Source organism: Eisenbergiella sp. OF01-20 (assembly GCF_003478085.1).
GTDB lineage: Bacteria > Bacillota > Clostridia > Lachnospirales > Lachnospiraceae > Eisenbergiella.
Genome location: NZ_QUES01000014.1, coordinates 1 through 14,076, shown reverse-complemented (window position 1 = coordinate 14,076; position 14,076 = coordinate 1). Strand labels below are relative to the sequence as shown.

The 14,076-nt window shown below is 49.7% G+C and carries 12 protein-coding genes; 8 read left to right on the top strand and 4 right to left on the bottom strand.

The features are described from left to right. Positions 1-69: 69 nt before the first annotated feature. The 3 genes from DXA36_RS16615 to DXA36_RS16605 all read right to left on the bottom strand — a co-directional run bounded on the left by DXA36_RS16615 (position 70) and on the right by DXA36_RS16605 (position 1,927). Positions 70-900, bottom strand: coding sequence for an Mrp/NBP35 family ATP-binding protein (locus tag DXA36_RS16615; protein ID WP_118680612.1), 831 nt, complete (start codon positions 898-900; stop codon positions 70-72). Between the two features lie 148 nt (positions 901-1,048). Next, positions 1,049-1,429, bottom strand: coding sequence for a desulfoferrodoxin family protein (locus DXA36_RS16610; RefSeq protein WP_118680611.1), 381 nt, complete (start codon positions 1,427-1,429; stop codon positions 1,049-1,051). A 114-nt stretch (positions 1,430-1,543) separates the two neighbouring features. Continuing rightward, positions 1,544-1,927, bottom strand: a complete 384-nt coding sequence (locus DXA36_RS16605; protein WP_118680610.1) for a DUF134 domain-containing protein — start codon at positions 1,925-1,927, stop codon at positions 1,544-1,546. A 350-nt stretch (positions 1,928-2,277) separates the two neighbouring features. Here DXA36_RS16605 and DXA36_RS16600 point away from each other — a divergent pair, with 350 nt between their 5' ends. From DXA36_RS16600 to DXA36_RS16590, 3 genes are all read left to right on the top strand, one after another. Beyond that, positions 2,278-3,063, top strand: coding sequence for a nucleotidyltransferase domain-containing protein (locus tag DXA36_RS16600; RefSeq protein ID WP_118680609.1), 786 nt, complete (start codon positions 2,278-2,280; stop codon positions 3,061-3,063). Positions 3,064-3,385: 322 nt separating this feature from the next. Continuing rightward, entirely contained in the window at positions 3,386-4,672 is a 1,287-nt protein-coding gene (locus DXA36_RS16595; protein ID WP_118680731.1) for a glycoside hydrolase family 125 protein, read from the top strand. Between the two features lie 27 nt (positions 4,673-4,699). Then, positions 4,700-5,692, top strand: a complete 993-nt coding sequence (locus tag DXA36_RS16590; protein WP_118680608.1) for a PHP domain-containing protein — start codon at positions 4,700-4,702, stop codon at positions 5,690-5,692. A gap of 174 nt (positions 5,693-5,866) precedes the next feature. Here the strand turns inward: DXA36_RS16590 and DXA36_RS16585 are convergent, their stop codons facing one another. Beyond that, positions 5,867-7,330 (bottom strand): sulfatase-like hydrolase/transferase, encoded by a 1,464-nt coding sequence (locus DXA36_RS16585; protein WP_118680607.1) that lies wholly within the window; start codon positions 7,328-7,330, stop codon positions 5,867-5,869. A gap of 476 nt (positions 7,331-7,806) precedes the next feature. On the opposite strand from DXA36_RS16585, the gene DXA36_RS16575 reads away from it, so the two are divergent. The 5 genes from DXA36_RS16575 to DXA36_RS16555 all read left to right on the top strand — a co-directional run bounded on the left by DXA36_RS16575 (position 7,807) and on the right by DXA36_RS16555 (position 14,017). Continuing rightward, positions 7,807-8,751, top strand: coding sequence for an ABC transporter permease (locus DXA36_RS16575; protein WP_118680605.1), 945 nt, complete (start codon positions 7,807-7,809; stop codon positions 8,749-8,751). An 11-nt stretch (positions 8,752-8,762) separates the two neighbouring features. Further along, the gene (locus DXA36_RS16570; protein WP_118680604.1) at positions 8,763-9,707 is read left to right on the top strand and encodes a carbohydrate ABC transporter permease; all 945 of its coding nucleotides are present in this window, start codon (positions 8,763-8,765) and stop codon (positions 9,705-9,707) included. A 74-nt stretch (positions 9,708-9,781) separates the two neighbouring features. After that, entirely contained in the window at positions 9,782-11,317 is a 1,536-nt protein-coding gene (locus DXA36_RS16565; protein WP_118680603.1) for an ABC transporter substrate-binding protein, read from the top strand. 134 nt (positions 11,318-11,451) lie between these two features. Next, a complete protein-coding gene (locus DXA36_RS16560; protein ID WP_182479116.1) occupies positions 11,452-13,284 on the top strand; it encodes a histidine kinase in 1,833 nt (610 codons plus the stop codon). Further along, positions 13,259-14,017: a response regulator transcription factor gene (locus DXA36_RS16555; RefSeq protein WP_118680601.1), complete on the top strand. Its 759-nt coding sequence runs from the start codon at positions 13,259-13,261 to the stop codon at positions 14,015-14,017. The genes DXA36_RS16560 and DXA36_RS16555 overlap by 26 nt, the downstream gene beginning before the upstream one ends. Positions 14,018-14,076 lie beyond the last annotated feature (59 nt).

Below are 14,076 nucleotides of genomic sequence, written 5' to 3'. Positions count from 1 at the left end.
CCGCCTCATTTATGAGGCGGCCGTATTTTATACCGGTCTGTTTCTTTTTCCTGTGTGCAAAGAGCAGATTCAGCTGCCCATATTTTCAATGGAAGAAGAGAGTTCTGACAGCCAGGGCGCATCCAGCGCTTCGATTTCACCCAGGTCGCAGGCAGCTGCTACCGCGGGATTGATGGGAAGTTTTGCAATCGCGGGGATGCCGTGTTTGGCGGCGATCTCTTCAATGTGGCTTTCTCCGAAAATACTGTGCCTGCTGTGGCAGTCGGGGCATTCATAATAGGACATGTTTTCCACGATGCCCAGTACGGGGATATTCATCATCTCCGCCATTTTCACGGCTTTTTCCACAATAACGGACACCAGCTCCTGGGGAGAGGTAACCACCACGATTCCTTTGAGGGGAAGTGACTGGAACACGGTAAGCGGCACATCCCCGGTTCCCGGAGGCATGTCCACAAACATATAATCCACATCCTCCCAGATCACTTCGCTCCAGAACTGGCTTACCGCTCCTGCGATTACAGGTCCGCGCCATAAGACAGGATCCGTATCGTTATCCAGGAGAAGATTGATGGACATAATATCAATTCCTCCGCGGGTTTTTACGGGGATCAGGCCCATTTCATTGGCATAGGCCTTTTCATGAAGCCCAAAGGCCTTCGGGATGGAGGGGCCGGTAATATCCGCGTCCATAATAGCGGTATGATATCCTTTTTTCTGCATGGAAGAAGCGAGGAGAGAGGTTACCAGGGATTTTCCCACACCGCCCTTACCGCTGACTACCGCAATGACATTTTTAATGCTGGACATTTCGTGAGGCTCCTGAAGAAAGCTTTTGGGATCCCGGTCGTTGCAGGATTCCTTGCATGAGGAGCAATTGTGACTGCAGTTTTCGCTCATTTGATTGATTCCTTTCCCATATAATTACTATTGTTATGATACCGGATCAAAAAAAGGCCGGGTATCGGTATCACCGGTTTTGACCAGCATAAAGCCCACAAAGCGGAAGCTTTGTGAGCTTTTGCTTAAAGAGATGAGTTACATGGTTTTACAGTTCTGTTTTCCATAAGCCGTGGAGATTGCAGTAAGCATATACGGCAACGGGTTTTGCACCGCCGGTATAAAAGGATGCTTCCGGCGCTTCTCCGGGGGCAAGGGATTGGCGGTAACCGCCGTTTTCCAGCTCCAGATAAATCCATTCAATATGATGTTCTTCCAGCATGGGATGAAGGGCGCTGCCAACCTGAACCTTTACCACTTCCCCTTCCGCCGTTACGGCGGGGACATGCTTTTCTGTGCTTGCTTCCACTGTGTTGGCCTTCAGTTCTTCCATTTTTTCACCGCAGCAGATAACAGGAACGCCTGCATCGTGAATCATTTCCACCTGGTTGCCGCAATGTCTGCAGATATAAAATTTTACTTTGCTCATAGTATTCTCTCCTTATTCTTCCGGTATTCCGGATACACAATTATAATGGTTTCGTAACTGTCTGGCAGTTACAGGGTTTCTTATTTTATTAATGCATCCCGTTGAGAAAAGATGTCATTTTTTTATTTCTTTTTCCTCTCCGGCAAAACGCTGGGGGCAGGCTTTCTTCCTCTTGCATTCACCGGCAGGACAACAGCCGTTTCCATCACACAGCCGGAAGGTCCCTCCCTTAATATGGAGCTGCTTTCCATTTACCAGGGAATCCGCCATCTTTTTCCGGGCTTCATTATATATCATCTGCACGGTGGAACGGGCGATGGACATTCTCTTGGCACATTCCTCCTGGGTACAGCCTGACAGATCAATCAGCCGGATACATTCATATTCGTCTATGGTCATGCAGATGCTTTCCTGTTCGCTGCAGCTTCTGGTAAGCGGCCCGAAGGTACATGACTTGGGCATGCAGCAGATATTCCGTTCCTTAGTAGGCCGGGGCATGTCATCACCTCACAATTCCAGTTTATGTAAATGGCATATGCTGTTTACATGTTCCATTATACACATTTGAAAAAAGTTGTCAATAGAAAATGATAATAATTATTATTTTTATTATAAGAAAAGTAACAGCCCAGACGGCCCTTTGTGCCCTGCAGCAACGCCGCCCCAGGGAAACGCAGGGGAGGAGAATGCCGCAGGGCACAAAGGGCCGTCTGAACTGTTAGTAAGAAAAATTGGTAAATTTGGGAAAGAGATATTGTAAGTGAGGTGGGTATCGTTTATAGTGGAAAGTGTGCAAATGGCGTCGGATAATGGACGGTTTAAAAGGAAATGGATAAGGAGAAGCTGCTATGTATCAGCATCATGAGGAGTCGTTGAAAATTTTGGAGGATATGTTCCGGGGGAGGGAGGAAGTGATTGCCCTTGTTTTCGGGGGATCGGTGGCTAAGGGGATGGAGAGGCCGGATTCGGATCTGGATGCCATGGTGATTGTTACGGATGCGTATTTTGATCAGTGTATGAAGGAAAACAGGACGGCGGAGTGTCTGCAGGGGTGTACATATGAAGGGGGATACTTTGATATTAAGTATATGACGAAGGGATTTCTGGAGCAGGCGGCGGTAAAAGGGAGTGAACCTACCAGGAATTCATTTGTGAAGTCCAGGGTGCTTTTTTCCAGGGATCCGGATATAGAAGGGCTTGTTGCGGCGATTCCGGTTTTTCAGGAGAAGGAAAGGGAGGAAAAGCTGCTTTCGTTCTACAGTGATCTGCAGCTGAATTATAATTATTTCTGGAAATGCTGTAAGCCGGACGGATATATGAAAATACGGACAGCCAGTGAAATTGTTTACGCCTTGTATCGTCTGATCCTGCAGGAAAAGCGGGTGCTGTTCCCCTGTAACCGAAGGCTGGAGGCGACCGTGGAAGGGCTTGCCGATAAGCCGGAGGGGATTGTGGAAAAATGCCGGGAATTCTGCGTGACCATGGATTCGGATCTGCTTGTGAAAATCGTGGAGAGCTATTATGCCTGGACATCCTATGATTATCCGAAAGATAACAATATCTGCTGTTCCCAGTACTGCCTGGACTTTGAAAAATGGTGGCTGTTCCCCAGGCCGCTGATTGCAGAGTGGTAGGGGGCGGTACAGGAGATGTAACAATATAGCTAACGATCCAGGCTTGTCTGAACGGTTACAAATATATTCTTTTTAGTAGGTAATATGAAGTTTGGGATATAGGATAAGGTATTTATTTATGGTATTATGGCGGTTGTAGATAAAAAAGTTTGGCGTCCCTCATCCCTGCTTCCCTGTGCGGCCTGCTGCCCTGGAAGGAACCTTGCAGGGCAGCAGGCCGCACAGGGAAGCAGGGCTGGGGGACGCCAAACTTTTTTATCTACAACCTAATGGCAACGGCAGAAACGAAAAGAAAACAGGATGTAGAAGAAGGAGGAGGCAAATAGAGAAAAAATTGCCTGAAATCTTGCAGAAGCTGATTAAAAAGGTGGAGGATTCTTTTCCGGGGGATCCGAAAATGGGGGAACTGTTCGTAAACTGTTTTACCAATACGCTGGATACTACGGTGAAAAGGCTTCCGGACGGGACGACGTACATAATTACCGGGGATATCCCGGCTATGTGGCTTCGGGACAGTGTGGCGCAGATCCGGCCTTATCTCATGGCGGCCGGCGAGGATGAAGAGATTGCGGACATGCTGGTGGGGCTTGTTAAGAAGCAGTTTTTTTATGTCAACCTGGATCCGTATGCCAATGCATTTAATCAGGAGGCCAACGGGAATTGCTGGGAGCATGACGAGACGGAGATGCTGCCGTGGATCTGGGAGAGGAAATACGAACTGGATTCTTTGTGCTATCCGATCCAGCTTTCCTATCTGGTGTGGAAGAATACGGGGCGCACCGATCAGTTTGATGAAACCTTTGTGAAAGGGGTCCGCAGGATTCTGGAGGTTTGGCGCACGGAGCAGCAGCATGAGGAAAAGTCACCCTATCATTTTGTGCGTAAGGGCTGTTATTATACAGATACGCTTTCCCGGGGAGGGAAAGGCGCCCTTGTCAAATCGGGTACAGGGCTGATCTGGTCGGGATTCCGGCCCAGCGACGATGCCTGTGTATATGGCTATCTGATCCCTTCCAATATGTTTGCCGTGGTGGTGCTGGGATATCTGGCGGAGATTGCGGAGAAGGTGCTGGGGGATCAGGCGCTTGCCGCCGAGGCGCTGGTTTTCCGGAAGGAAGTGAAGGATGCCATTGAGACGCTGGCAGTGGTGAAAAATGAGTATTACGGCAGGATATATGCGTATGAAACGGATGGATACGGGCAGTATCTGCTGATGGATGATGCCAATGTCCCCAGTCTGCTCGCCATGGAATATCTGGGCTATGACGGGGACAGAGAAGTGATGGAGAATACCCGCCGCTTTATCCTCAGCGAAGGGAATCCTTATTATTTTAAGGGGACGGCGGCAAGGGGAATCGGAAGTCCGCATGTGCCTCCCTATTATATCTGGCATATTGGCCTGGCTGTCCAGGGGATGACGGAGGACAGCCGGGAAGAGAAGCTGCGCATTCTGCAGCTTATGCGGGATACGGACGGCGGGACAGGGATGATGCATGAAGGGTTTCATGTGGACGATCCCACAAAATATACCAGGGAATGGTTTTCCTGGGCCAATGCGGTGTTCTGTGAACTCGTCCTGGATTACTGCGGTATCCGGGTGAAACGGTAACAAGGGAAAGGGAAAAGGAGAGGGAATATGGGAACGTATTATTTACTGCCGGAAGAGGGAAACTTTTATAAGGCGAATCTGCATTGCCATACGGTGATTTCCGATGGGGATCTGACGCCGGAGCAGGTGAAGGAAGCATATATGGAGCAGGGGTATTCCATCGTTGCGTTTACGGATCATAACAAATACTGCAAGCATGAGGAGCTGGATGAGGAAGGTTTTCTCAGCATTGCGGCATATGAAGCGAATATCGACCAGTTTGCCCCTCATAAGGACGCCTGGCCGGATCTGAAGGTATATCATTTTAATTTTTATGACAAATACCCGGAGAGAAGGGAGAGGGAAGAAAAGATCCCCATGCCGCTGCGCCGCTATAATGACATGGAATACATCAACGGCTATATCGATCAGATGAATGCGGAAGGGTTTCTTGCCTGTTATAACCATCCTTACTGGTCCCTGCAGACGTATGAGGATTATAAGGATTTAAGAGGGCTGTGGGGGATGGAGATTTATAACCATGGGTGTGAGCATGACGGCTTGTATGGTTTTAATCCCCAGTCTTATGACGAGATGCTGCGTACAGGACAGCGTATTTATACGGTGGCGACGGATGATAACCATAACAGGGAGCCTTTCGGTTCCCCGCTGTGTGATTCCTTCGGCGGTTTTATCATGGTAAAGGCCGGGAAGCTGGAATATCCGGCGGTGATGGAAGCGCTGGAAAAAGGGAATTTCTATTTTTCCATGGGGCCTGAAATCAGGGAAGCGTATATAAAGGATAACCGGCTGGTGGTGAAAACCTCTCCGGTGGAGAAGATTTTTGTGATCCAGCAAGGGCGGGACTGTTACAAGAAACTGGCGCCCATAGGGGAAACCATTACGGAGGCGGAGTTTGACCTGACGGGCAGGGAAGGGTATATCCGCGTGGAAATCCGGGATGGGAAGGGACTTTATGCAGGGACCAATGCGTACTGGATGGATAGATTGATGGCGGAACCGGCTGAAAAAGGGCAGTAAGGATATCTTGGGGCTGTGGATGTATCTATCATGCCGTCAGCCTGCAGGAAGTCCCGCAGAAATAGGGAAAAAGCTCCGTCTGTTCTCCGTAGGGGAGGACAGGCGGAGCTTTTTGTCCCTGTTGGGGAAGCAAATCCTGTGCAGCCGCTGCCGTTTACCCCGTTGCCTGTGGAATCAATGGAAGGTGTCAACGGAATAGTCATGGTAATGGAAACCGAACCATCGGCCGGGCATATCCCCGGGGAAACGGGGAGCGGGCGTGGTTTTGAACCGGCAGGAGGATCCTGCGCCGGAAGGAATTTCCTCCAGTACCTGGGGCGCGGTTTCTTTTACATGTGCCAGGAGAAGCGCAAAAAGCTCCTGTTTTTTCTCCTGCCATGCAGGATCGCCGGACAGATCCTTTTGTTCCATGGGATCCTCTTTCAGATTAAACAGAAGCAAATGGTCTCCGCAGGTGGTATAAACAAGCTTGATCCGGTTCTGCATCACGCAGAAATTGGTATGAAGGCTGTCCCCGTAAAAGATACGGTCCGCCGGAAGGGCGGCAGGATCCAGGAGGCTGTGCCCGGTGAGGCCATCCGGGAGGGGAATACCCGCCATTTCCAGGATGGTGGGGTAAATATCGGCGATTTCCGCCAGGCTGTCCACGGTAAGGTTATGGGGGATGCCCCTGCCCGCAGGAGGGACAAGGATCAGCGGCACATGGGCGGAGCCTTCAAAAAACAGGTTTTTCTGGGACATGTGATGATCCCCCAGCATTTCCCCGTGATCCGAAGTAAAAAGGATCCAGGTATTGCGGAACAAATCGTTTTCCCGTAAAGCGCCGAACAGGCGGCCCAGCTCATAATCGATCTGGGTGATGCAGGCATAATAGGCCCTGCGGGTGGCAGCGATCTGCTCCGGCCCGAACAGATGCATATTGGTATTTTCGTAGGCGCCTGCCAGGAAGCCCTGGGGCGCTTTCTCCAGCTCCCTGGACCAGTCCCCGTAAACAGGGGCGGGCATGGGGATATTTTCGTAGAGGGACCAGAAATCCCGGCAGGGGTCAAAGGGGGGATGGGGTTTGGTGAAGCTGGTCCAGAGGAAAAAGGGACGGGTGGTGTCCCTGGTTTCCAGAAAATCAATGGATTGATCGGTAATCCAGGTGGTGATGCTGTCCTTCACGTCAACGGTGGAAATAACGGGTTCCATTTCGCATTCGCCGATCCCGTGCACTTTGGGGCGTGCGTTTTCCGCCTTTTTGTCGTATTGACGCATGTAATCCAGGGGAAGGGTCATCTGCTCGAAGCCGTAGCAGGCGCGGGCGGGTTCAAAATGCATTTTACCCTTGGCACAGGTCTGGTAGCCGGCATCGGTGAGCAGGGCGGGAAGGGTGCGGCGGAGCCGGGTCTGTCTGCGCATCTGTGTTTCATGGGTGGCATTGGATACCACGCCGCTTTCGTAGCCGTGGCGGCCGGTCATGATGGTGGTGCGGGAAGGGACACAGATAGGGCAGCAGGCGTAGCAGCTGCAAAAGCTGGTTCCCATCGCAGCCATATAATTCAGGTGCGGTGTGAAAATGCTGGTGTTTCCCCAGGCGTTAATGGTGTCAAAACGCTGCTGGTCGGTGGTGATGAGCAGAATATTGTCCTGCGGCATAAGCAAGTCCTCCTCCGTATGGGTGAGTGCGGCCGGGCTGGGAACGGCGGCACCGTTCGTATTTATAATCAGTATAGATTTGGTAAAAAGGGTTGTCTATATCAAAAATGTTAGATGTGGTATTCAAAATGTTACACAAAAGGAAGATAAGGAAAACAGGGGATTATTTTGTGCTTGTTGTGCAATATGTATAAATGCAACTCACGTTTTTTTATTTTTGACATGATGTTTTTAGACTACTATATAAGAAATGTTAGATAGAAATAGCGAAATGCATAGTTTATAATTGAGTCATAAAGCGGTCGGAAAAGAGCAGAAGAAAGAAGCGTACGCATTCCGGCTGCAGCCCTCCGGCAGGCCGGCTGACGGAGGGGAAGCTGTCCGGTTTTGTCTTTGCAGGCCGGATGGACTAAAGGGACGGCAGACATTTTATCAGACCTTCAGTGCCGTTTACGTAAAAGAAAGGGAGGTTTAAAATGGCTGTAAAGGAAAATGGTATTAAAAAGAAAAAGCGCTGGACCCGTGATGATACGGAGCTTACCCTGCTGGCGCTTCCCACCACCATCTGGTATTTCCTGTTTGCATTCCTGCCCATGTTTGGTATTATCATTGCCTTTAAGAAATATCAGATCAGCGGAGGATTCCTGAACAGTATCATAACCAGTGACTGGATTGGCCTGGACAATTTCAAGTTCCTGTTTTCCGCAGGGGATATCTGGATTATCCTTCGTAACACCATTCTGTACAACATTGTATTTATCATACTGAATATTGTGGTTCCCGTGACGATGGCGCTGCTTATCGGTCAGCTGCATAATAAAAGGATGGCTAAAATTTACCAGACGGCGATGTTCATGCCTTATTTCCTGTCCTGGGTAGTTGTAACCGCACTGATTTGGGCGTTCCTGAGTTTTGACAAGGGGCTGCTTAACAGCCTGCTGGAATTCTTCGGACAGGATCCGCACCAGTGGTACATGGAACCCAAGCTGTGGCCGCCGTTTTTGGTATTCATGTATATGTGGAAGAATCTGGGTTACAGCATGGTAGTATATCTGGCTACCATCACAGGAATTGACAAGACCTATTATGAGGCCGCAGGAATTGACGGTGCCACGGTATGGCAGCAGATGCGTTATGTGACGCTGCCGCTTATGAAGACCGTAATTATCATGATGTTCATCATGGCGGTAGGACGTATTTTCTACTCCGATTTCGGTCTGTTCTATCAGGTGCCCCGTGATTCCAATTCCCTGTATAACGTTTCTTATACACTGGATGTATTCGTATTTAAGCAGCTGAAATCATCCACGACGGGAATGGCGTCTGCGGCTGCGTTCGTACAGTCGGTGGCCGGCTGTATTACTATCCTCACGGCAAATGCCGTGGTACGCAAGGTTGACCGCGACAGCGCGATGATTTAAGGAGGTGCGGGATGGCTGAAACAATAAAAAAGAAAAGAAAAAAGGAACCCGATGGATTTGACCGTTTTAACCGGGTATCCAATACGGCGAATGTTCTGCTGAATGTCATGTTTATCCTGATGGCGCTGGTGTGCATTATCCCGGTGCTTCTGGTAATCGCCATATCGCTTTCCGCGGAAGCTTCCATTACGGAATACGGCTATCATCTGATACCCAAGATTATTTCCTTTGAAGGATATGAGTATCTGGCCAAGCAGAGCACGCTGATCATACGGGCTCTGGGCATATCCCTCTTTGTTACCATCGTGGGGACCGTTCTGGGGATCCTCCTCACTACGCTGATGGGGTATGTGCTTTCCCGTCCGGGATATAAGCTGAACGGATTCCTGACTATGGTGGTGTTTATCCCTATGGTATTCAACGGCGGCCTGGTTTCCACGTATTTCATCACCTCACAGTTTTTGAACCTGAAGGATTCGGTGTGGGCTTTGATCCTGCCACTGGCGGTTTCTTCCTTCAATGTGGTCATATGCAGGACCTTTTTCAAGACCACGGTTCCCGAGGAACTGATTGAATCCGCAAAAATGGACGGGGCAAGGCAGTTTACCATATTTTTCAGGATTGTACTTCCCATATCCCTGCCGGTACTCGCCACAATCGGCCTGTTCCTCTGCTTTGCCTACTGGAATGACTGGTACCAGTCCATGCTCTATATCGACGATCAGAGGCTTTATTCTCTGCAGGCACTGCTGAACGCCATTATGACCAACGTCAACATGCTGGCCCAGAATGCGGCGGCTATGGGGGCAAGTATGGCGGATACGGTGGCGAATATGCCGAAGGAAGCGGCGCGTATGGCAATCGTAGTGGTAATCGTACTTCCCATTGCCTGTGCCTATCCTTTCTTCCAGAAATATTTCATATCAGGCCTTACCGTTGGTGCGGTTAAGGGCTGACAGGAATCTTAACAAGTTATCATGCCGGCAAACGGTTTGCCGGAAGATATATAAACAATTATAAGGAGGTTACTATGAAAAAGAATGTAGTGAAAAGACTTCTGGCTATCGGACTTTCCTGTGTGCTCGGCATGGGTATGTTAGCGGGCTGCGGTTCCAAGGAATCCGGCACAAGTACACCGGCTGGGGAAACGGGGGCTGCTGCTGCGACAGAATCCGGCGCGGCGGAGACAACGGCGGAAAGCGCGTCGGCCGATAAGGCCAGCGGCGATATCCCCACACTGATTTGGTGGACGGTAGGAGGAACCACGCCCAGCGATTACACGGATCGTCTGGCGGACATCAATGAATATCTGGTGGATAAGCTGGGTGTGAAGATTGATATTAAGGTAGCGGGCTGGGGCGATTACGATCAGAAGATGAACACCATTGTTAACTCCGGTGAATATTTTGATATGATGTTTACCAACAACACCAATTACAGCAAATTTGTAAATTTGGGAGCTTTTGAAAACATAACCGATATGGTGCAGACCAGCGCGCCGGAGCTGTACAGCTTCATTCCGGAAGCGCTGTGGAACGGTGTTAAAATCGGCGGAAACGTATATGCGGTTCCTTCCTACAAGGATTCCTCCGTTACCCAGTTCTGGTATTTTGACGACCAGTATGTACAGAAATATAATATCGACATTACTTCCATCAAGACCATGCAGGATCTGGACGCTGCGTTCCGCGCCATGAAGGAAGGGGAAGGAAAGAGCTTTTATCCTCTGCAGATGGCACAGGGAAGCCCGTTCAACGGTTTCTTTAATGAATATGACGGACTTACCGCAGGCCTTCAGCCCATGGGTGTTAAGATCGATGACGAGACCCGTACGGTGGTATGTACCCTTGAGCAGCCTGACATTATGGAAAACCTGAAGCTGATGCATCAGTGGTACATGGACGGCATCACCAATCCGGATGCCAACGTCCTTACCGAAGTTCCCAAGAAGCTTCCCTTCTCCTCCGCACAGGGATGGCCCAGCGCGGCAGCTACCTGGCAGACACTGAACGGTGTGGAGAAATACGATGTATTTAAGGTCTTTGGGCCTCTTTACTCCACAGAGACTATCCAGGGTTCCATGAATGCCATTTCCGTGAACTCCAAATACAAAGAAGAATGTCTGAAGGTTCTGGATCTGGTTAACAGCGATTCCACCTTCCGTGATATGCTGGCTTATGGTGTGGAAGGAAATACCTTCGAATATGTGAGCGACGGCGTTGTGAAGAAGCTGAGAGACGACTGGCCGCTGGCTGCTTATACACAGGGAACCTTCTTCAATATGTCCATTACCGAGGACGCAGATCCCCAGCAGTGGGAGCAGGTTAAGAAACAGAATGAAGAGGCCGCCTCTTCCGTATGTCTTGGTTTTGCACTGGATATCACCAACATCCAGAATGAAGTGGCAAACTGTCAGGCAGTCTGGGACAAATATAAATACGATATGCTGGTAGGCGCATCGGATCCGGAAACCACCGTTCCCAAATGTATTGAAGAATTAAAGAGTTCCGGCCTGGATACCATCCTTGAAGAGACACAGAAACAGATTAATGAGTTCTTTAAATAAAGTGAAATCGTGTACTTGCGGTGATCTTTAGAACCCAGCCTCCCGGCGTGAACTTTGGACTCCCAATGTTCACGTCAGGGGGCTTTTTCCTTGTTGGCGGATCCATTTACGGGTATAATGGGAGGGAAGGCAGAATGAATAACCGAACAGACGAAGGCCTGAAAAAGGAGCCCCCAATGAGAAAAAACAGCATATCTTTCCTGAAAATAAAGGTTTACAGGAGGAAATTCCTGGGAACCGCCATTGCTATCTTGCTTCTGTGCACTATTTGTTTTATCGGTGTATCCGCTTTTTTTACCACAATCTGGGCGGGCCAGCAGAGACAGGAGGCCCAGGATGCTTTTTCCATTGTTGAGAAAAAGATAGGAAATATTAAGGATCAGCTGAACGAATATATTGAAGGCTGTTATGCCGGCAGGACCATGATGCAGGATGCCATGGCACTGTTTACCTCCGGATCGGAGCCGGAATATCTGAAGAAAAGGCTGTATAACAGCCGTTCCACCACGGCACAGATCGCCTATATGCCCGGTGATATGAAAAAGCTGTTCATCAACAGCCGGATTCAGGTAAGAGGGGCCACCTTTGTATCGGAAAGCGGTATCAAGGCCGTGTGGCTGGACCGGTTATCGGGGGACATGCACGTGACATTCGGACTGGATCGGGAAGAGGATGCTCTGGATATTCCGGGCTTCGGGGATCTGATGCTGGCCTCCTATGAGATCCGCGATCCGGATTCCATCAGCCGGCAGCTGGGGCGCCTTACCTTCTGGGTGGATCGGGAGGATTTGTTCCGCGGATTGGACATTTCCGGAGCATGGGCGGTTATGCAGGAGGGAAAGCCGCTGCATGTGGATTATACCACAGAGAAGGAATGGAACTGGATCTGTGCCGCAGAAAAACTGGAGGAAAGCCAGGGGACTTTTTACGGGACCGGCTATGATCGGATATTTTATACGGTATTCCCGTCCAGCCAGTATGATTTTTCCTATATTTGTGTGATAAACAGCAGTATGCTCTGGAAGCTGAACCTTTCGGCGCTGATTGGGATAAGTTTTGTCCTGGTCATTCTGGCCATGGGGGCGGTCCTGGTTTCTTTTGTGGGAATCCGGAATGATGCCCGTTTCCTTTCCTCTATTATGCAGATGCTGGGGGCAATGGAAACCGGTGATTTTTCCGTGGCGAAAAAATTGGAAATCCATAAAGAACATAAAAATGAATATGGAAGAATAGCCATTGCATTAAAGGATGTGAGCCAGAAGCTGGAAGGCTATATTCGTACGGAATATGTGATGAAGCTGAAGCAGCAGGAAGCGGCCATGCGGGCGCTGAAGCATCAGATCAACCCCCATTTCCTTTATAATACGCTGGAAAGCATACGCTCCAAGGCGCTGATGTGGGGGGATGAGGAAACGGCGGAGGCCATCACCCAGCTGGGCAGCCTTTACCGGCGGATTGTCCACAGCCCGGATGTGATCACCATGCAGGAAGAGGTGGAGCTGCTGGAAATGTACCTGCGGATTATGTCTCTGCGGTTTGCCGGTAACTTTGTCTATCAGCTGGAAATCGAAAAAGGGCTGGAAAAGGTACATACGCCGGGTTTCTGGCTGCAGCCTCTGGCGGAAAACTTTTTTTCCCATGGGTTTGACAGAAATAATGAATTTAACCTTCTCATTTTGGACATCCGTTCGGAAGGGGGCGGGGTGAGAACACTCATGACGGACAATGGCCTGGGAATTGCCAGGGAACGGCTTGAGGCGATACGAAAACATATGCATGAGGGAAGCGATGATCCGGATGCGGATATCGGGCTTCGGAATGTATATATGAGACTGCAGTATTTTTACGGGGATGATTTCACGATGGAGATCGGAAATAATCCGGAAGGAGGGGCGCGGATTTCCGTCTATATTCCCACGCAGGCAGGCAAGGAGGAGACTGATGTACACGTTGTTGATAGTGGATGATGAGCCAAACATCCTGGAGGGAATCAAACGGCTTCTGGACTGGAAAAGCCTGGGAGTGGGCCGGATAGAGACTGCCCGCAGTTCTCTGGAGGTGATGTCGGGTATCCTTGACTGGAGGCCGGATATCTGTCTGATGGATGTCTGTATAGGCAATGATAAGGGTTATGAGGTGATTAACTGCCTGAATAACCTGGGGGTACGATCCAATTATGTGATGATGAGCGGTTATGATGAATTCAGCTACGCCTGCGAAGCCATCCGCTGCGGGGCGCTGGATTACCTGCTCAAGCCGGTGGAAAAAAAGAAGCTTCTGGAGGTGGTAAAAAAAATCGTGGTGGAGAAGCTTCACGGAACCATACCGGAGGAGGATGAGAAAAAGAATTGCGATCCTGTGCTGGATATGGATTACGATGCCATGTCCCCGCTGATACATAAAATTGTCATGATGGTGAGAGTGGAGTACGGAGGACATATTTCTTTGAAAAGCATTGCGGATAAATTCCGCATGAACTCCACCTATCTCGGCCAGATTTTTATCAAGGAGACAGGCATGAAATTTTCCGAATATCTGATGTGCTACAGGCTGTATGTGGCAAGGGAACGGATTCTGAATTCGGATGAAAAAATAGCCGTGATCGCGGCAGATGTGGGGTATTCCAACATGAATTATTTTTACCAGCATTTCCACGGCTATTACCACACCACGCCGTCGGATATGCGGGCCAGAAAATAAAATGACGCTGTTACCGGTTCCCTGTGCGGCTGCCTTTGCCGCCCCGTCCTGTGCCCCTC